14 protein-coding genes and 1 pseudogene are annotated in these 20,016 nt (G+C 59.3%); 4 read left to right on the top strand and 11 right to left on the bottom strand.

What is annotated here, in order from left to right:
* Positions 1–219 precede the first annotated feature (219 nt).
* Positions 220–1,935: a recombinase family protein gene (locus AB4P92_RS16720; protein WP_042955639.1), complete on the bottom strand. Its 1,716-nt coding sequence runs from the start codon at positions 1,933–1,935 to the stop codon at positions 220–222.
* A 34-nt stretch (positions 1,936–1,969) separates the two neighbouring features.
* Here AB4P92_RS16720 and AB4P92_RS16715 point away from each other — a divergent pair.
* Positions 1,970–2,830 (top strand): annotated as a pseudogene (locus tag AB4P92_RS16715) (YifB family Mg chelatase-like AAA ATPase); the annotation flags it as partial.
* Here AB4P92_RS16715 and AB4P92_RS16710 read toward each other — a convergent pair.
* From AB4P92_RS16710 to AB4P92_RS16700, 3 genes are all read right to left on the bottom strand, one after another.
* Positions 2,827–4,041 carry an aldose 1-epimerase family protein gene (locus AB4P92_RS16710; protein WP_395597901.1) on the bottom strand — a complete coding sequence of 405 codons (1,215 nt, stop codon included), beginning with the start codon at positions 4,039–4,041 and terminating at the stop codon, positions 2,827–2,829. The pseudogene AB4P92_RS16715 and the gene AB4P92_RS16710 overlap by 4 nt on opposite strands.
* Positions 4,042–4,257: 216 nt before the next feature.
* Positions 4,258–6,234, bottom strand: a complete 1,977-nt coding sequence (locus AB4P92_RS16705; RefSeq protein ID WP_042561729.1) for a methyl-accepting chemotaxis protein — start codon at positions 6,232–6,234, stop codon at positions 4,258–4,260.
* Between the two features lie 185 nt (positions 6,235–6,419).
* A complete protein-coding gene (locus AB4P92_RS16700) occupies positions 6,420–7,340 on the bottom strand; it encodes a LysR substrate-binding domain-containing protein (RefSeq protein WP_042561730.1) in 921 nt (306 codons plus the stop codon).
* A gap of 158 nt (positions 7,341–7,498) precedes the next feature.
* Here AB4P92_RS16700 and AB4P92_RS16695 point away from each other — a divergent pair, with 158 nt between their 5' ends.
* Complete coding sequence (locus tag AB4P92_RS16695) at positions 7,499–8,893, top strand: NorM family multidrug efflux MATE transporter (protein WP_042562248.1); 1,395 nt, start codon at positions 7,499–7,501, stop codon at positions 8,891–8,893.
* Between the two features lie 127 nt (positions 8,894–9,020).
* On the opposite strand, the gene AB4P92_RS16690 is transcribed toward AB4P92_RS16695, so the two are convergent.
* Positions 9,021–10,694, bottom strand: a complete 1,674-nt coding sequence (locus tag AB4P92_RS16690; protein WP_395597900.1) for a putative bifunctional diguanylate cyclase/phosphodiesterase — start codon at positions 10,692–10,694, stop codon at positions 9,021–9,023.
* 264 nt (positions 10,695–10,958) lie between these two features.
* On the opposite strand from AB4P92_RS16690, the gene rep reads away from it, so the two are divergent.
* Complete coding sequence (gene rep, locus AB4P92_RS16685) at positions 10,959–12,968, top strand: DNA helicase Rep (protein ID WP_042561732.1); 2,010 nt, start codon at positions 10,959–10,961, stop codon at positions 12,966–12,968.
* Between the two features lie 54 nt (positions 12,969–13,022).
* Positions 13,023–13,595 (top strand): xanthine phosphoribosyltransferase, encoded by a 573-nt coding sequence (locus AB4P92_RS16680; protein ID WP_042561733.1) that lies wholly within the window; start codon positions 13,023–13,025, stop codon positions 13,593–13,595.
* Between the two features lie 81 nt (positions 13,596–13,676).
* On the opposite strand, the gene AB4P92_RS16675 is transcribed toward AB4P92_RS16680, so the two are convergent.
* The 6 genes from AB4P92_RS16675 to dadA all read right to left on the bottom strand — a co-directional run bounded on the left by AB4P92_RS16675 (position 13,677) and on the right by dadA (position 20,014).
* Positions 13,677–15,599, bottom strand: a complete 1,923-nt coding sequence (locus tag AB4P92_RS16675; protein WP_273877344.1) for an acetyl-CoA hydrolase/transferase C-terminal domain-containing protein — start codon at positions 15,597–15,599, stop codon at positions 13,677–13,679.
* A 383-nt stretch (positions 15,600–15,982) separates the two neighbouring features.
* Positions 15,983–16,408, bottom strand: coding sequence for a cytochrome c5 family protein (locus AB4P92_RS16670; RefSeq protein ID WP_181818469.1), 426 nt, complete (start codon positions 16,406–16,408; stop codon positions 15,983–15,985).
* A gap of 170 nt (positions 16,409–16,578) precedes the next feature.
* Positions 16,579–17,127 (bottom strand): cupin domain-containing protein, encoded by a 549-nt coding sequence (locus tag AB4P92_RS16665; protein WP_025112726.1) that lies wholly within the window; start codon positions 17,125–17,127, stop codon positions 16,579–16,581.
* Positions 17,128–17,215: 88 nt separating this feature from the next.
* Entirely contained in the window at positions 17,216–18,289 is a 1,074-nt protein-coding gene (gene alr / locus AB4P92_RS16660) for an alanine racemase (RefSeq protein ID WP_200612617.1), read from the bottom strand.
* A gap of 95 nt (positions 18,290–18,384) precedes the next feature.
* Entirely contained in the window at positions 18,385–18,738 is a 354-nt protein-coding gene (locus tag AB4P92_RS16655) for a RidA family protein (RefSeq protein WP_042561737.1), read from the bottom strand.
* Positions 18,710–20,014: a D-amino acid dehydrogenase gene (gene dadA, locus AB4P92_RS16650; protein ID WP_042561738.1), complete on the bottom strand. Its 1,305-nt coding sequence runs from the start codon at positions 20,012–20,014 to the stop codon at positions 18,710–18,712. Before dadA ends, AB4P92_RS16655 begins: the two co-directional genes overlap by 29 nt.
* Positions 20,015–20,016: the final 2 nt, after the last annotated feature.

The raw sequence follows: 20,016 nt of genomic DNA, 5'->3' as shown, positions 1-20,016 counted from the left end.
CGCTTGTCGAAAACAACGCGCTAAAAGAGTTACGGGCCGTTCGTGAAGGCCCGTCCTGGGCCCTAGAAGGGCGAATAGGCACTATCTGGTTACCAGTGCGCAGCAGGAGAGAAGAGAAGCGCCTATGGCGCTCTCTGACCGCCGTAGAGCGATTCTGCACGGCGGCAGGTGTAAAGCAATTGCTTGTCGAGTTGTAAAGCGGCGAAGCGTATTTGCAAGCTATATCTTCTTCGGCACTGTTTTATTAGCAAGCATGGATTCTATTCGGCTTTGCTCTCGGACAAGCTCAAACAGCTCAAATGCCCTTGCAACCATGCCTGAATGCATCGTTGCAAAGGCGCCATCATCACCTTGACTGCGCAATATTTCAGTCAGTTCTCCGGTGTACGGGTAGTATTCAATCAGTTCGGAAACCTGCTTCATCACGAAAGTCAGGACACTGTCCGCTTCAACCGCGTAATACACGGTGTTTTCCTGGCGCTCGATCCGAACTTGCACCCTCAGCGCTTTTAGCAAATAGTTTGCTCTAGCTCGCCCTTCAAAACTTATGAGATCAAGTTTCGAGAAAAAATCAGCCTTATTTATAATTTTTTCTCGCTGAGAATCACGCTTTAGCTCATTTCTTTTATTCTTTAGTTCTTTTAACTCTTGGTCAACGCGCAAGGCCGCTTGAATTACAAAACCAGGAAGCTCTCCGCTTACATCTTGTATCTGGCTTTCGATCTCAGCTTGGCGTTTTTTAACCAAATCTAGCTGGAGATCAATCTTTGCAATTTCTTTTCGAATTTTATTTTGTGAATCCTGAACAAGACTCAAGCTATCAACCTTGGCTAAGATCTCCATGTATGCACGTTCAGCACCAACAAGCTGCACAATCTTGTTTGTGCACCGGCCCTTAGCGCTTCCGTAACATCTCAAGTATTTACCCCCTTTAGGCGGTGAACCTTTGTTTACCAGATGCATGGATTCACCGCAAAGCGAACACTTGGCGAGTCCTTGCCACAAATTGAAGTTTGCGGCTGACTTCGTGGCCTTTGAGACATTCCGCGTTGTACGAGCAGATTGAGCCTCGAAAAATAAATCCTCGCTAATGACTGCTGGAAAAAAACCCAGTACGGGCTCACCCAGCGCCCCGCGCTTACCGTCAATCAGGCCGGTCGGTTGGTACTCACCCAAGACGGCCCGATTGGAAAGTATTTTACCAGTCGAGCTACTACCCCAGGCGCCTGATGCATTTCGGCTTGATGACCCGAATATAGGCACATTGTCAGCGTTGAGTATCTTTGCGATTGCACGATGACCGTGACCGGACACCGCAAGTTTGAAGATTTCCCTAATTACCTCAACCCGCTCCGAAATTTCGACATACTTGCCACCTTCAAGCTTCAACCAATAAGGACATGCTTGCCCTAAAGGCTTTTTAGTCTCACGTGCATCCTTCTGCTTTTGCTTCCAGGCCTTACTTACACGCTCGCCTTTTAGACTTGATTCGCTGTGAGCACGACTCATCTGGAAAATACCAATGAGTAGATCCCGTTCATCCCAGTCTTTGCTATACAACTTATTATCAGACACCGAGTATATCTGGACACCACTACCCAGAATATCCAAAAACCTAGGCAGTGCGGCTCTTACATGCTCGCGACTCAGCCTGTCGAGACTTTCGATAATCAAGATCGACCCTGACTCAATAACGCCATCTTGGACATAGTTCAGGAACCGCGCAAGTTGGCTCGTATCGTCCAGATGCTTGCCTTTATATGCTGACCTGCCCCGATCAAAAAACAGATAGCCTTCGTCTTTGACTAGCTCAAGGTCGTTTTGCATGCAGTACGTTTCAGCTGCGGCCCGCTGACGGCGATAGCTATCACCCTTTGCTTGCTCTGGTGTTGAAAAGCGGATGTAGCTGTATGCCTTTGTGCGCGGGGTCGACATGGCAGTCTCGAAATTTGACGTAGGTGTAATGTAGCACAACCTGCTGTTCACCGGGCCGCCGGGGACAGGCAAGACGCTGCTGGCCAGTCGACTGCCGGGGCTACTGCCACCTTTGCCCGAATGCGAAGCGCTGGAGGTGGCGGCGATTCAATCCGTCGCCAGCGGCGTGCCACTGACACATTGGCCCCAGCGCCCCTTTCGCCAGCCGCATCACTCGGCGTCAGGCCCGGCACTGGTCGGCGGTAGTTCAAAACCACAACCCGGCGAAATCACCCTCGCCCACCACGGCGTGCTTTTTCTAGACGAGTTGCCGGAGTTTGATCGCAAGGTGCTGGAGGTGCTGCGCGAGCCGCTGGAGTCCGGGCATATCGTGATTGCCCGGGCCAAGGATCGTGTGCGTTTCCCGGCACGGTTTCAGTTGGTGGCGGCGATGAACCCGTGTCCCTGTGGATATCTTGGCGAGCCGAGTGGCAAATGCTCGTGCACGCCGGACATGGTGCAGCGCTATCGCAACAAGCTCTCGGGGCCGTTACTGGACCGGATCGATTTGCACCTGACGGTGGCGCGGGAAGCGACGGCGTTGAACCCGCAAGTGAAACCGGGAGAGGACAGCGCCAGCGCCGCGGCGTTGGTGGCCGAGGCGCGTGAGCGGCAGCTGAAGCGTCAAGGCTGCGCCAATGCATTTCTCGATCTGCCTGGACTGAAAAGGCACTGCAAGTTATCCACAGCCGACGAAACCTGGCTGGAGTCAGCCTGCGAAAGGCTGACTTTATCGCTTCGCTCGGCACATCGGTTGCTCAAGGTTGCCCGGACACTGGCAGACCTTGAGCAAGTCGATGCAATCAGACGTGAGCACTTGGCCGAAGCGCTGCAATACCGGCCGGCGACGCCTTAATGCTCGGTCAGATCGACCAGCGGCGCTTGCCGCACTTCGGTTTCACGCCCGGCCTGGATTTCGGTTACTCGCTTCAAGGCGTTATCCACGGCAGCTTTGTCCGCGAGCAGGCTGTAGCTGATCTGGAACTGTTTGTGTTCCTTGGGTGCAATGGTCGGGACCAGATTCAGCGGACGCTGATAGCGGCGGTTGTAGGAAAAACTGGTGCCCGGCTCCAGTCCCGTGACATAGCCCTGCCCTTGGGTGTCAGTGTTTTTCCACAGGGAAAACACCGGCAACTGCCGGGTATTGAAACCGACAGAGACACCGAGGCTACCGACCTTGTTGTGCAAAACGGTCAGGGTTTCGCCTTTGGCATCCGCATAGGGCACGACGTTGTAGACGGTTTCGTCGTAGTCCTTGGTTGGGGCGCGGTAGGTCTGCCAGTCGGCCAAATCGCCCTTGGCCTTGTCGTTGAAAGGCGACACCTGTTTTACCGGTGCAGCAAAGCGTGCGCCCTGTTCGAGGAATGGCGTACTGAAGTTGCTGTGATACAGCGCCTGGTATTCCTTTGGATAATCGCCGTTGTTGGTCAACGTATCGTTGAGTGCGAAACGCACGCTGCCAGGCTCGGTGACCAGTTCAGTAACGACCGAAAAGTCGACTTTCTTGAACGCCTGCTCCTTCAGTTCGCCGCGCAAACTGATGGCGTAGGGCGGCTTTTCATCGATATGCAACGTGACGGTACTGGCCGGGATGTTGGCGGCGCGTCCGTGCAGGGTCAGCAGCTCACCCTTGTCCATGCCGGGATGGCCGACCCATTCGTAGCCACAGCGGGTCACCAACTCGTTGAAACCTTCCAGCCAGCCCAGACCACCGCGCCCATTGAGCTCAATGAATGCCGGGTTGACCACATCCTTGACCGGCGAATCCCAGCCCATCCGCACGCTGCCAACGGAAGCGTGCAGGACATTCATGCCACGGGTTGGCACCACCGAGAGTTTCATCGTGCCGTTATCGATGTCGACAATGCTCACGCCTTCCTGCCGCCCACCGTGCAAGGTTCGCAGGCTCACAGAGAAAGGCTTGTCGGTTTTCACGCCGAGTTGCTCGCTGGTGACGGTCCAGTTTTGCGCGGGTTTGTCAGTGTCGAGGAGGACGTAATCCCAAGCCATGGCATGGGAGGCAGCGGACAGTGCGCCGAGTGCGGCGACAAGTTTGAGCGGGGTCATGGCAGCAGCCTTTATTGGAGTTGTGCCATTTTTATAGCGCTGCGGAAACGTTTCAGCAAGTACGAATGAAGGAGATACAGGGTGATCTGCCATATCGGCGGCGACGCATTCGCGAGCAGGCTCGCTCCCACGGGATTTTCGGATGTTCACAAGATTTGTGAGCCACCCAGAAAACTGTGGGAGCAAGCCTGCTCGCGAAGCTATTTCAGTGGCGCATCAACGAAAGCGATCAACCTCGGAACGCAAGTCCGCCGCCAGTTTCTCCAGCTCTTTGGCAGTGACCGCGAGGTTCGACACAACTTCACGCTGCTCACTGTTGGCCAGCGCAATGCTTTGCAGGTTGCTGCTGAGCAAGGTCGCCGTGCTGCTCTGCTCCTGAGTCGCCGTCGTGATCGCCGCAAACTGCTGCCCCGCCGAGCGGCTCTGCTCATCGATACGCGCCAGTGCCGAAGCAACGTTGGCATTACGCGACAAGCCTTCCTGCATCAGCACGTTGCCCTGCTCCATGGTGCTGATTGCGTTGCCGGTTTCCTGCTGGATGCTGTGAATCATGCTGGAAATTTCATCCGTCGCCTGACGGGTGCGCGAGGCCAGGCTGCGCACTTCATCAGCCACCACCGCAAAGCCGCGGCCTTGTTCACCGGCACGGGCCGCTTCAATCGCAGCGTTGAGCGCCAGCAGGTTGGTCTGTTCGGCAATCGAGGTAATCACGCCAACGATGCCGCCAATTTCCTGGGAGCGCTGGCCGAGAGTGTTGATCACTGTTGCGGTACTGTTCAGGGCGCCAGCAATCTGCTCCAGAGAAGACGAAGCTTCTTCCATCGAGCTGCGGCCGATCTGCGTTTGCTGAGCGTTTTCCTGTGCAAGGCGCTGGGTTGCGCCCATGTTGTCGGCAATGTCCAGCGACGTCGCGCTGAACTCTTCAACCGCACCGGCCATGCTGGTGATTTCGCCGGACTGTTGCTCCATGCCTTCGTACGCGCCGCCGGACAAACCGGACAGCGCCTGGGCACGGCTGTTGACCTCTTCCGAGGCGAGGCGGATGTGCTCGACCATGGTCGACAGTGCCTGGCTCATCTGGTTGAAGGCGCGAGACAGCTGACCGATTTCATCGTTGCTCGACACGTTCAGACGCACGCTCAGATCACCGGCCCCCAAGGCCTCGGCTTGACGTACCAGGTCACTCAACGGCGCCAATTTGCTGCGCAGCAACCAAACCACAGAGCCAACCGCCAGCAGCATCGCCAGCAGGCTGCCGATGGCCAGTTGCGTGCCTACACTCCAGGTCACTGCACGAATCTCGGCTTTCGGCATGCTCGCCACTACCGCCCAAGGCCCGCCGTCGAAGGGCACCGAAACGCTGTAGAAGTCTTCAGACTTGTCGCTCCAGAAATGGCCTTTGCCCGGCGTTTTGGACATGCCGCCGATCACCGGGATCGCTTGATCAAGCGCTTGCACACCTGCTGGCGCAACCAGCCATTTGTTCTGTTCATCAAGCAGGGCCAGCGAACCGGTCTGACCGATGCGGAAGCGCTTGAGGTTGTCGAACTGGGCGTTCTGCGCGTCGGTGTAATCGAAACCGACGAACAGCACCGCAATCACCTTGCCGCTGCCATCGCGCACCGGGGTGTACTGGGTCATGTAAGAACGATCAAAGAGCAACGCTCGGCCGACGTAGCTTTGCCCCGCCATCAACTTCGCATAGGCCGGATGCGCATGATCGAGCAAGGTGCCGATGGCGCGGCTGCCATCCTGTTTGGTCAGGGAGGTGCTGACCCGCACGAAGTCTTCGCCGCTGCGCACAAACAGTGTGGCAACGCCCGCCGTCATTTGTGTGAACTCGTCGACTTCCATGAAGTTGTTGTTCAACACTTCGCTGCCCAGGTGCAGACCCGGGGTCTGGGTGCCGGCAACCGTTACCGGCTCACTCGGGTGAATGCTCAAACCGGCGCTGAAGCGCTTCTCGAACAAACCGCTCAAGCGCTGAGTGCTTTCACGCAACGTGCCGTGGAAGGTGCTCAGTTGGTCGGCCAGCAGCCGAGCCTCACTGGCCAGGTGCTCTTCACGGGTGGCAAGGTTGGCGTTATCCAGCGAACGCAAGGCAAAGACTGTACTGCCGCTGATGACAATCGCCAGTATCACAGCGAGCGCGAGGCCCAGCTGCGAGGCGATCCGAGCGCGAGGTTGAGACATGGTCAGCTCCTGGCCGAGCCACGGGATCCTCCTTGATCTCGACTCGGATAATTTTCTAATAGTTGGGGGTCACTCGTGGACACCGGCACGACGGTTCCACATGCACGTATTCGGCGGCAGCGCCAAATACTTGAGCGAATAGCAGGGTTATGGCACAAGGCCGGCATTGTGGCGGCTCTAACGTTTCAGCTCAAGCGCGCAACTGGCGGCAGTTCCATGGCGCGGACCTCGCCTTGCAGGAAGTCGCTGAGACGACGCAAACGTTCACCTCCCGGACGGGTTTTGGGCCACACCAGGTAATAATTCAGGCCACTGGCGACAGCCGTAGGCCACGGCAGGCTCAAGCGGCCTTGCGCCACATCTTCAGCCACCATCAATAAATCGCCCATCGACACGCCGTAACCCCGCGCCGCAGCGATCATCCCCAACTCCAGCGTGTCGAACACCTGCCCGCCCTTGAGCGACACCTGATCGGCCAACCCCATGTGTTCCAGCCAGCTGCGCCAATCGCGGCGATCCGGGGTCGGATGGAGCAACTCGGCAGCCGCCAGTCGGGTCACGTCCCAAGGTTGATCGTGCAGCAGATTGGGCGCGCCAACGGGGATCAGTTCCTCGGGAAACAACAGGCTGGCCTCCCAGTCCAGCGGAAAATGGCCGTCGCTCAGCAACACCGCGCAGTCGAACGGCTCATCGTTGAAGTCCACCGAGTCGATGTCCATCCACGCACTGGTCAACTGCACCTCGTTGCCCGGCTGCAAATGCCGGAAGCGACTCAAGCGCGCCAGCAACCAGCGCATGGTCAGGGTCGATGGCGCCTTCATGCGCAGGATGTCGTCCTCGGCACGCAAGGTGTTGCAGGCGCGCTCCAGCGCTGTGAAGCCTTCGCGGATGCCCGGCAACAGCAGGCGCGCCGCTTCGGTCAGCTGCAAATTGCGTCCGCTGCGATGAAACAGTCGACAGGCGAAGTGATCTTCAAGCGTTCGAATGTGCCGACTCACCGCACTCTGGGTGATGGATAGTTCCTCGGCCGCACGGGTGAACGAGCTATGTCGCGCTGCCGCTTCGAATGCGCGCAGGGCATACAACGGAGGAAGTCGACGGGACATGCACAAAGCTCCTGTAGCGGGATACGGCCAACTTAGCAGAATTCTTTCATGATGAGTTTTAATCATGCCAGCCATCCTTTTTATCCCTTTGTGCAATCCCTTCCAAGCGCCGAGAATCGACGGTCTCTTGTTCCCTCTATTGATGGCGGGTGATGACCATGCAGCATCCTGTGCGTACTGAACTCTGGGCCATCCTGCGGCTGGCGGGGCCGTTGATTGCCTCGCAGTTGGCGCATATGTTGATGGTACTGACCGACACCTTGATGATGGCGCGTCTGAGCCCTGAGGCGCTCGCCGGCGGCGGCTTGGGCGCCGCGACTTACTCGTTCGTGTCGATTTTCTGCATTGGCGTGATAGCGGCGGTCGGCACGCTGGTAGCGATCCGCAAGGGCGCGGGCGACATTATTGGCGCCGCACGCCTGACCCAGGCCGGGTTGTGGCTGGCGTGGCTGATGGCGCTGGGTGCCGGGCTGCTGTTGTGGAACCTGAAACCGGTGTTGCTGCTGTTCGGCCAGACTGAAACCAACGTCAACGCCGCCGGGCAATTCCTGATTGCCCTGCCGTTCGCCCTCCCCGGCTATCTGAGCTTCATGGCCCTGCGCGGCTTCACAAGTGCCATCGGCCGGGCGACGCCGGTCATGGTCATCAGCCTGGTCGGCACAGTGGCGAACTTCCTGCTTAATTACGCGCTGATCACCGGCATGTTCGGCCTGCCGAAACTGGGCTTGATGGGCATCGGTCTGGTCACGGCGATCGTTGCCAACTGCATGGCGCTGGCCTTGGCCTGGCACATTCATCGGCATCCGGCGTACGACGCTTATCCATTGCGCGCAGGGTTGTCGCGGCCGAACCGGCAGTACCTCAAGGAGCTGTGGCGCCTCGGCCTGCCAATTGGCGGCACCTACGCGGTGGAAGTCGGGCTGTTCGCCTTCGCCGCGCTGTGCATGGGCACCATGGGCAGCACGCAACTGGGCGCGCATCAGATTGCTTTGCAGATCGTGTCGGTGGCATTCATGGTGCCGGCGGGGATGTCGTACGCCATCACCATGCGTGTCGGTCAGCATTACGGCGCTGGGCAATTGGTTGATGCGCGAATGTCCGGGCGAGTCGGGATCGTGTTCGGCGCAGTGGCGATGCTGGGGTTTGCGATGGTGTTCTGGCTACTGCCGAATCAGTTGATCGGCTTGTTTCTCGACCATAACGATCCGGCGTTTGCCGAGGTGATCCAACTGGCCGTGAGCCTGCTGGCGGTAGCGGCGTGGTTCGAGCTGTTCGACGGTACGCAGACGATTGCCATGGGCTGCATTCGTGGGCTCAAGGACGCGAAGACCACGTTTTTGGTCGGGCTCGGCTGCTATTGGCTGATCGGTGCGCCAGCGGCGTGGTGGATGGCGTTTCACCTGAACTGGGGGCCGACGGGTGTCTGGTGGGGGTTGGCGCTTGGGCTGGCGTGTGCGGCAGTGAGTCTGACGCTGGCGTTCGAGTGGAAGATGAAGCGGATGATTCGGCGTGAGCCGCAATCTCGGGGCTTCAACATCCCTCAGCCTGAATGAGTTTCACCTTGTGGGAGCGAGCCTGCTCGCGAATGCGATCGGTCAGTCAAATCATCTTTGCCTGACACACCGCTTTGGCGAGCGGGCTCGCTCCCACAGGGATTAATGCCTAACCCGGAGATTGTGTTCAGCTCACGATTTCAAGCGCTGGCTGTTGGCTTGAGCCGAAGGTGAGATATTCAACCAGTTCCGCCAACGGCAACGGCCGGCTGATCAGATACCCCTGCACCTGATCGCAACCAAACCCGCGCAGCAGTTCAAGTTGCTCCGTCGTTTCCACGCCTTCAGCCACTACTTCCAGATGCAGGTTGTGCGCGAGGTTGATCATCGCGTGCACCAGTTTGCGGTTCTCTTCGCGTTGTTCCATGCCACCGACGAAGCTCTTGTCGATCTTCAGCAAAGCGATCGGCAGGCTGTTGAGGTGCACGAACGATGAAAACCCGGTGCCGAAGTCGTCCAGCGAGAAGCGCACGCCGAGGCGGCCGAGGGCGTCCATGGTCTGTTTGACCAGGTCACTGCGGCGCATCACTGCGGTTTCGGTCAGTTCAAACTCCAGCCACTGCGCCTCGACGCCACGTTCGGCGATCAAACGGCTGAGCGTCGGCAGCAACTGGCTGTCCTGAAACTGACGGAACGACAGGTTGATCGCCATGTGCAGCGCCGGCAAACCGCGCTCGCGCAAGGCCTGCATGTCGCGCAGGGCCCTGGAAATCACCCAGTAACCCAGCGGCACGATCAAGCCACTCTGCTCGGCCAGCGGCACGAATTCACTGGGTGGCAGCAGCCCGCGTTCACCATGGCGCCAACGCACCAAGGCTTCGAGGCCGACGATCTGGCCGTCTTCGATATTCAGGCGCGGCTGGTAATGCAGCTCCAGCTCGTCGCGACGCAAGGCCCGGCGCAGTTCGCTTTCGAGGTCGGCCATGCTCCGCGCGTTGCGGTTGATGCGTTCGTTAAAGATGTGAAAGGTGCAGCCCTGCGTGCTTTTCGCCTGCTGCATGGCAATGTGCGCATGCCACATCAACGGGTCGGCGCCACCCTGCGCGCGGGCATGGGCGATGCCGAGACTGGAACCGATCAACAGACTTTCGCCGTCGACCCAGTAGGGTTCGGCAAGGGCTTCGGTGATGCGTTCGGCCATCCACTCGGCGCGTTGCGGCGCGCGGCGGGTGTCGATCAGCAGGGCGAATTCGTCACTCCCCAGGCGCGCCAGTTGATCACCGGCCTCCAGCTGACCTTTCAGCCGCGCAACGACTTGCAGGATCAAGCGGTCGCCAGCCTGATGACCTAGGGCGTCGTTGGCGTGACGGAAGTTGTCGAGGTCGAGATGCCCGAGGGCCAGGCCTCGTCCGTCGTTTTCCGCCAGGCGCGCGGCGAGCAAGGTCTGAAAGCCCTGACGGTTGGCGATACCGGTCAACGGATCCTGTTCGGCGAGGCGCTGCAGAGTGTTCTCCAGTACGCCGCGTTCGCGAACGTGGCGCAGGCAACGACGGAGCATGCCAGCGTCGAGGGCATCGAACACCAGCCAGTCGCTGACGCCAACGGGCGCGGTGACCGGTTCGTGCTCCAGCAGCAACACCGTCGGCAGGCTGCAACGGCCCGGCGCCGGTTGTAATGCAGGAAGGGTCAACAGTACCGCGTTGCGGTTGTCTTCGAACAAACGGCTGACCGACTCCCAGTTCGGTGCGCTGATCAGCACTGCCGCGCTCCCCATTGGCGCCAGACACTCGCGCAATAGCGCTGTCCACGCTGGCTCTTCGGCCAGTAACAGCAAACGCAAGGGTTCGACAGGCGTAGTCAAGCTGACTCCCTAGACTCTGCAATGATGTGGGCGGCGGGCATTATGCCGGTGCGCAGACCAATCTACAAATGACAACGGTTATCAAAAACCGAATACGCGTCATGAATGAGAACATTAGCCGCAAAATCACCATGCATCCTGCGTGAAAGTAACAAAACCGGCAAATTTGAATCGCGTGGTGCGTCACAAGTCGGACAGAGCAGCACAAATCGCTGAGCCTGTTAAAATGCCGGCCCATTTCGTCAACGACTCCCGAATTTTCGTATGTCCCGACTCAATCCCCGGCAGCAAGAAGCCGTGAGCTACGTCGGCGGCCCTCTTTTGGTGCTCGCCGGCGCTGGCTCCGGCAAAACCAGTGTGATCACGCGCAAAATCGCGCACCTGATCCAGAACTGCGGCATCCGCGCCCAGTACATCGTCGCCATGACCTTTACCAACAAGGCTGCGCGCGAGATGAAGGAGCGGGTCGGCAGCCTGCTCAAGGGTGGCGAGGGCCGTGGCCTGACCGTGTGTACATTCCACAACCTGGGCCTGAACATCATCCGCAAGGAACACGTGCGGCTGGGCTACAAACCGGGCTTCTCGATCTTCGACGAGACCGACGTCAAGTCCCTCATGACTGACATCATGCAGAAGGAATACGCGGGCGACGACGGCGTCGACGAGATCAAGAACATGATCGGCTCGTGGAAAAACGACCTGATCCTGCCGGCCGAAGCGCTGGAAAACGCGCGCAATCCCAAGGAACAGACCGCCGCCATCGTCTACACCCACTATCAGCGCACGCTCAAAGCGTTCAACGCAGTGGACTTCGACGACCTGATCCTGCTGCCGGTGAAGCTGTTCCAGGACAACGCCGACATTCTCGAAAAGTGGCAGAACAAAGTCCGCTACCTGCTGGTGGACGAATATCAGGACACCAACGCCAGCCAGTATCTGCTGGTAAAACTGCTGATCGGCACGCGCAATCAGTTCACTGTGGTGGGCGACGACGACCAGTCGATCTACGCCTGGCGCGGCGCGCGGCCGGAAAACCTGATGCTGCTCAAGGATGACTACCCGTCGCTGAAAGTGGTGATGCTCGAGCAGAACTACCGCTCCACCAGCCGCATCCTGCGCTGCGCCAACGTGCTGATCTCGAACAACCCGCACGAATTCGAAAAACAGCTGTGGAGTGAGATGGGCCACGGCGACGAGATCCGCGTGATCCGCTGCCGCAACGAGGACGCCGAGGCCGAGCGCGTGGCCATGGAAATCCTCAGCCTGCACTTGCGCACCGACCGCCCGTACAGCGATTTCGCCATCCTCTATCGCGGTAACTATCAGGCCAAGCTGATCGAGCTGAAACTGCAGCACCATCAGGTGCCGTATCGCCTGAGCGGCGGTAACAGCTTCTTCGGCCGCCAGGAAGTGAAGGACCTGATGGCCTACTTCCGCCTGATCGTGAACCCGGACGACGACAACGCCTTCTTGCGAGTGATCAACGTGCCGCGCCGCGAGATCGGCTCGACCACGCTGGAAAAACTCGGCAACTACGCCACCGAACGCAAGATCTCGATGTACGCCGCCACCGATGAAATCGGCCTGGGCGAACATCTGGACAGCCGCTTCACCGATCGCCTGTCGCGCTTCAAGCGCTTCATGGACAAAGTGCGCGAGCAATGCGCCGGTGAGGACCCGATCTCCGCCCTGCGCAGCATGGTCATGGACATCGACTACGAGAACTGGCTGCGCACCAACAGCTCCAGCGACAAGGCTGCGGATTACCGGATGAGCAACGTCTGGTTCCTGATCGAGGCGTTGAAAAACACCCTTGAGAAGGACGAGGAAGGCGAAATGACCGTCGAGGACGCCATCGGCAAACTGGTCCTGCGCGACATGCTGGAACGTCAGCAGGAAGAAGAGGACGGCGCCGAAGGTGTGCAGATGATGACCCTGCATGCGTCCAAGGGTCTGGAATTCCCCTACGTGTTCATCATGGGCATGGAGGAGGAAATTCTTCCGCACCGCTCCAGCATCGAAGCCGACACCATTGAAGAAGAGCGCCGCCTGGCTTACGTGGGCATCACCCGCGCCCGCCAGACCCTGGCCTTCACCTTCGCCGCCAAGCGCAAACAGTACGGCGAGATCATCGATTGCGCGCCTAGCCGCTTCCTTGATGAACTGCCGCCGGACGATCTGGCCTGGGAAGGCAACGACGATACACCGACCGAAGTCAAAGCCGTGCGTGGCAACAGCGCATTGGCTGATATACGCGCGATGTTAAAGCGCTAGAATTGACCACTTTTCAAGTTTAGGGCGCGCGTGCGCCAATAGAGGAAAAGCTTCATGGAAGCACTGCACAAGAAAATTCGCGAAGAAGGCATCGTGCTTTCCGATCAGGTCCTGAAAGTCGACGCCTTTCTGAACCACCAGATCGACCCGGCCCTGATGAAGCTGATCGGCGACGAATTCGCCTCGCTGTTCAAGGACTCGGGCATCACCAAGATTGTCACCATCGAAGCCTCGGGCATTGCCCCGGCGATCATGACCGGTCTGAACCTTGGCGTGCCGGTGATCTTCGCCCGCAAACAACAGTCCCTGACCCTGACTGAAAACCTGCTGTCGGCGACCGTTTACTCGTTCACCAAAAAGACTGAAAGCACCGTGGCCATCTCCCCGCGTCACCTGACCAGCAGCGACCGCGTGCTGATCATCGACGACTTCCTGGCCAACGGTAAGGCATCCCAGGCGCTGATCTCGATCATCAAACAGGCTGGCGCCACCGTCGCCGGTCTGGGCATCGTCATCGAGAAGTCGTTCCAGGGCGGCCGTGCCGAACTGGATTCGCAGGGCTATCGCGTTGAGTCGCTGGCCCGCGTGCAATCGCTGAAGGATGGCGTTGTAACCTTCATCGAGTAACTGCTGAAAGCCGCAAGCCCCACCCCCTGATACCTGTGGGAGCTGGCAAGCCAGCTCCCACAATGGTTTCTGGGTAGGTGTCTATTGCGCGGTGGCCTTCAGGCCGGTAAGCAACAGGCGCTGGAACAGGTCCTCTTTCAAGCCTTCCGGGTTCGCAAGCTGCATCCGCTCCAGATGCTCCGGATAAAGCGAAGCCTGCGGCGCATCCAGCGCTGCCTTGCCCAGCTCCAGAATCTCGGTCAACTTGAACTTGCTCTTCAGCCAGTTCAACGCCCGCAACAAATCCCGCTCGATCGCTGTGAAATCACAACCCAACGGATATTCCGGAAACAGATTCGGATGGCGTGCGGCAATCGCCTGCAAACGCTCTGGCGTGTTGTCGGCAAAGCGCGGATCAATAAGGAAATCCTTCGGCAGCTTGCCGACCTTCTGCGCTTGCTCGATCAGTCCCGGCTGGAAGCGCGAGTCGCTGATATTCAACAGCGCTTCGATCACGGCCGCATCGGTTTTGCCGCGCAGATCGGCGATGCCGTACTCGGTGACCACTATGTCGCGCAGATGCCGTGGGATGGTGCAGTGACCGTACTCCCAGACGATGTTCGAATTCACCTCACCGCCGGACTCGCGCCAGCTGCGCAGAATCAGCATCGATCGCGCACCTTGCAGGGCATGCCCCTGGGCGACGAAGTTGTACTGCCCGCCGACGCCGCTGAGCACCCGGCCATCTTCCAGTTGATCGGCCACACCGGCTCCGAGCAACGTCATGTTGAACACCGTGTTGATGAAGCGCGCATCAAGGCGTTGCAGCCGCTTGAGCTCTTCCTGCCCGTACAACTCGTTGATGTAGCTGATACGGGTCATGTTGAATTCGAGGCGCTTGCTCTGCGGCAATTCACGCAGGCGCTCGTAGAAACTGCGGGGGCCAAGAAAGAAGCCGCCATGCACCGAGATGCCGTCGGTCTGCGCCGCTTCATCAAGAGTGCCGGCGTTGGCTTGTTCTTGGGTTGGCACATCCGGGTAAACCTTGCGCCGGATAATTCCGGCATCCGCCAGCACCAACAGGCCGTTGACGAACATTTCGCTGCAACCGTACAGGCCTTTGGCGAACGGCCCCGTCCCGCCCTCGCGCTCGATCAATTGCGCCCACTGGCTGAGGTTTACATCCGCGAGCAAAGCTTGATAACCCGCGTTATCGGCCTGGCGCGCCAACAGTGCGGCGGTCAGCGCATCGCCCATCGAGCCAATGCCGATCTGCAACGTGCCGCCGTCGCGCACCAACACGCTGGCATGCAAACCAATGAAGTGATCCTGAAAACCGACGGGCATGTTCGGGGTGGAAAACAGCGTGCTGCTGTCCTTCTCGTCGACCAGCAAGTCGAACGTGTCGATATCAACCTCGGCGTCGCCGGGCATGTACGGCAGCTCGGTATGAACCTGGCCGACCAGCAAAATGGTCTCCCCAGCGTCGCGGCGCTTGGCGATCATCGGTAACAGGTCGAGGGTGATGTCCGGGTTGCAGCTCAGGCTCAGACGGTCGGGATGTTCGCTGCTGCTGGCCAGCAGTTGCGCCACCAGGTTCAGGCCGGCGGCGTTAATGTCGCGGGCGGCATGGCTGTAGTTGCTGCTGACGTAATCCTGCTGGGCCGGCGCGCTGTTGAGCAGGCTGCCGGGCTGCATGAAGAACTGTTCGATGCGGATGTTGGCGGGCAGGCTGTCGCGGTGCAGGTCGGCGAGGAAATCGAATTCCGGGTAGTCACCGAAGACTCGCTCGACGAAGGGCTCGATAAAGCGCTTCTGCAAACCGTCGCCCAGACTCGGACGGCCCAGACACAGCGCCGTGTAAATCGTCAGTTGCCGATCGGGCAGCCCTTTGATGCGCCGGTACAACGCGTTGACGAAGTGATTGGGTTTGCCCAACCCCAGCGGCAGGCCCATGTGGATATGCGCCGGCAACCGCGCCAGCACGTCATCCACTGCCTGTTCGATCGAACACAACTGCACCATCTGAAGCCTCCCGCCCGTTCCGTTGATAGGGGTAGACCGAGATTGCCTTGAGTTTGCTGCAAAGGACAGCCCAAAGTCCTGGACGATTGTCGGCCACGGAAGTTTTTATGGCTGGAGATCGCTTGCCGTCTCCCGGGGGTAGAGGGGACTGATTGGGGGATGCTTTGAAGTTACATCGACCTGAAAGTGCTCTACCGAATCCGTAATCGACGTGAAAGAGGTTGTGCCGAATCCATAATCGATGAAGTCTTTCAGGTCGATGTCGGACGCCAGACACCTCGGTCGGCCCCCTCTCCCTCTGGGAGAGGGCTGGGCTGGAGGGCTCTTGAATCGCAGACACAAAAAAACCGTCCGAAGACGGTTTTTTTCATCAGCAGTACGCCCTACTTCAGGCCGGACATCTTCTCGATTGCACCTTTCAGGTCGGCATCCGAGCAATCCGCGCAAGTGCCTTTAGGCGGCATGGCGTTGATGCCAGTGATCGCCTTGGCCAGGATGCCGTCGAGGCCGCCTTGCTTATCGGCGCGCTCTTTCCACGCTGCGGTGTCACCAATTTTCGGCGCGCCTAACAGGCCGGTGCCGTGGCAAGCGTTGCAATGTTTGGCAATGATCGAGTCTGGAGTCTTGGCATCACCGCCGCCGGCAGTCGCCGCCACTTCCATCCCTTTGCATTCCTGACCTTGCACACACACCTGGCCGACGGGCTCGAGGCGTTTGGCAATGTCGTCGTTCGTCGCAGCTTGAGCGCTGACAGCCCAGAGGGCCAGTACGGTTGCTGGTGCAGCCAGCATTTTCATAATTAGGTTCACGCGTTCACCCTCAATGGTGGCTATTCACGCCTGCGGCCACGGTTCGCAGGCGGGCGCAAGTATAGCGGTTAGCCCGCCACACTGAAACAACCCCATAGTCGAAGGGGTTATACCGCGCTGTGGAAAAACTGTTCGGATGCCTTTGCCGTTATGGCTTGGCGCCTCTTTGTTTAAAAATTCGCCGGCGTGGCTGCGCTGATTAGTCGCGCAGGCAAGTCGAACGGATTACGAAAACGATGCGGCTTGGTACTTTCAAAGTAGTAGCTGTCGCCGGCTTCGAGAATAAAAGTTTCAAGACCCACCACCAATTCCAGACGACCCTCCACCAAAATCCCGGTTTCCTCGCCCTCGTGGGTGAGCATTTCTTCGCCGGTGTCGGCGCCCGGCGGGTAGATTTCGTTGAGAAACGCGATGGCCCGGCTAGGGTGCGCGCGGCCGACCAGCTTCATGGTCACGGCGCCGTCGGAAATGTCGATCAGCTCGTTGGCCTTGTAAACGATCTGGGTCGGTATTTCCTGCAGGATCTCTTCGGAAAAGAATTCGACCATGGACATGGGAATCCCGCCCAGAACCTTCCTCAGCGAACTGATCGAAGGGCTGACGCTGTTCTTTTCGATCATCGAAATGGTGCTGTTGGTGACGCCCGCGCGCTTGGCGAGTTCACGCTGGGAAAGCCCTTTGAGCTTGCGGATCGATTGCAGTCGTTCACCGACGTCCAAGGCTTAAGCCTCCTGATGTTGTAGAAATATTGAGCGTTATCATGGCGACAGCGTTCAGTATTTACAACACGTGGACTCTGCAGCGGCCTCAACCCTCGGAATAGAGCCTTGGCACTCGACGCAGGTTGCAGAAGATCTGGTACGGAATGGTGCCGGCCCACTGCGCCACTTCACTGGCGAGGATGTTTTTGCCCCACAGCTCGACGGTCGAACCCAATCCGGCTTCTGGCACATCGGTGAGGTCGATGCAGAGCATGTCCATCGATACTCGGCCGATGATGCGGCTGCGTTTGCCCGCGACCAAAACCGGCGTGCCGGTTGGCGCCTGACGTGGGTACCCATCGGCGTAACCCATGGCAACCACGCCAATGCGCATCGGTTTGTCGGTGATGAACTTGGCGCCGTAACCAACAGGTTCGCCGGCCGGCAATTCACGCACGCTGATGACTTTCGACTCGAGGGTCATCACCGGCAGCAGACGCCCGGCCACGGTGTGGGATTCTTCGAACGGCGTGGCGCCGTAGAGCATGATCCCTGGGCGCACCCAGTCGCTGTGAATCTGTGGCCAGCCGAGCACCGCAGGCGAGTTGCGCAGACTGACTTCGGCGGCGAGCCCCTGCCGCGCGGCTTCGAACACGGCGACCTGATCGGCGCTGCTCTGCTCGTGCAGTTCGTCGGCGCGGGCGAAGTGGCTCATCAAGACGATCTTCGCCACTTTGCCGCTGGCCAGCAGGCGTTGATAGGCGGCCGGGTAGTCCTTGGGATGCAGGCCAACGCGATGCATGCCCGAATCAAGCTTCAGCCACACGGTGATCGGCTTGTTCAGCGCGGCCTGTTCAATTGCTTCGAGCTGCCACAGCGAATGCACCACGCACCAGAAATCATGCTCGACGATCAACGCCAGCTCATCGGCTTCAAAAAAGCCTTCAAGCAACAGCACCGGCGCACGAATGCCGGCGGCGCGCAGTTCCAGGGCCTCTTCGATGCAGGCGACGGCAAAACCGTCGGCCTCTCCTTCCAGCGCCTGGGCGCAACGCACCGCGCCATGGCCGTAGGCATCCGCCTTGATCACCGCGAGCGCCTTGGCGCTGGTGACTTCACGGGCGATTCGGTAGTTGTGACGCAGGGCTTGGAGGTCGATCAGGGCACGGGCTGGACGCATGGCGGCAGACTTCTAGGCGGTCATGGGAATAAAAACCGGCGCTGGCTGACGGCGTGAACCGCCAACAGCGCCGGGAGAGGGATCTCTACAACGTATTACGGCAGTGCGGCGACGATGGAAATCTCAACCAGAATGCTCGGTTTGGCCATCTTCGCCTCGACGGTGGCGCGGGCCGGGGCAGCGCCTTTGGGCAGCCACTGATCCCACACCGAGTTCATCCCGGCAAAGTGTGCCTCGATGTCGTTGAGGTAAATGGTCGCCGACAGCAGATGCTGCTTGTCAGTGCCCGCCAGATCCAGCAAGCGCTCGATGTTGGCGAGCACCTCACGGGTCTGCTGTTCAATTCCGGCGTCAAAGTCATCGCCGACCTGCCCGGCCAGATACACAGTGCCGTTGTGGCTGACGATCTGACTCATGCGCTCATTGGTGAGCTGGCGCTGGATTGCCATGTTTTGCGGACTCCTGAATTTTGTTGCCGTAACGGGAAATATCGAGGCCTTCGGCGCTGATTTGCGGCTTTTTCTTCGCCATCAGGTCGGCCAGCAAACGACCGGACCCGCACGCCATGGTCCAGCCGAGCGTGCCGTGGCCCGTGTTGAGGAACAGGTTCTTGAACGGCGTCGCGCCCACGATAGGCGTGCCGTCCGGAGTGGTCGGACGCAGGCCGGTCCAGAAGCTCGCCTCGGCCAGATTGCCGCCCTGAGGATAAAGGTCGTTGACGATCATCTCCAGGGTTTCGCGTCGACGCGGGTTCAAAGACAGGTCAAAACCGGCGATCTCGGCCATGCCGCCAACGCGGATGCGGTTGTCGAAACGGGTGATCGCGACCTTGTAGGTCTCGTCAAGAATGGTCGAAGTCGGGGCCATTGCCGGGTTGGTGATCGGCACGGTCAGCGAGTAACCCTTGAGCGGGTAAACCGGCGCCTTGATACCCAACGGCTTGAGAAGTTGCGGCGAGTAGCTGCCGAGGGCCAGCACGTAGCGGTCGGCGGTTTCCAGCTTGCCGTCGATCCACACACCGTTGATGCGATCACCGGCGAAGTCGAGTTTCTGGATGTCTTGGCCGAAGCGGAATTCCACACCCAGTTGCACCGCCATTTCGGCGAGACGCGTGGTGAAGATCTGGCAGTCGCCGGTCTGGTCGTTCGGCAGGCGCAGGGCACCGGCGAGAATATCGGTAACGCCCGCCAGGGCCGGCTCGACCCGGGCAATACCGGCGCGGTCAAGGACTTCAAACGGCACACCGGATTCTTTCAGCACGGCGATGTCTTTGGCGGCGTTATCGAGTTGCGCCTGGGTTCGGAACAGTTGCGTCGTACCGAGGCTGCGACCCTCGTAGGCAATACCTGTTTCGGCGCGCAATTCGTCGAGGCAGTCACGACTGTACTCGGACAGACGCACCATGCGCTCCTTGTTCACCGCGTAACGATTGGCGGTGCAGTTGCGCAGCATCTGCGCCATCCACAAGTACTGGTCGATGTCAGCGGTGGCCTTGATCGCCAGTGGCGCGTGGCGTTGCAACAGCCACTTGATGGCCTTGAGCGGCACGCCCGGCGCTGCCCACGGCGAGGCATAACCCGGCGAAACCTGGCCGGCGTTGGCGAAACTGGTCTCCATGGCGGCGGCTGGCTGCCGGTCGACCACCACCACTTCAAACCCGGCACGGGCCAGATAGTAAGCACTGGCGGTACCGATGACGCCGCTACCCAAGACCATAACGCGCATTT

Origin of the sequence: Pseudomonas sp. A0308, assembly GCF_044218815.1 — a bacterium.
In the GTDB taxonomy this organism is placed as follows: domain Bacteria; phylum Pseudomonadota; class Gammaproteobacteria; order Pseudomonadales; family Pseudomonadaceae; genus Aquipseudomonas; species Aquipseudomonas iridis.
The sequence above is the reverse complement of the archived record's forward strand: the minus strand, read 5'-3'. Positions and strand labels throughout refer to the sequence as shown.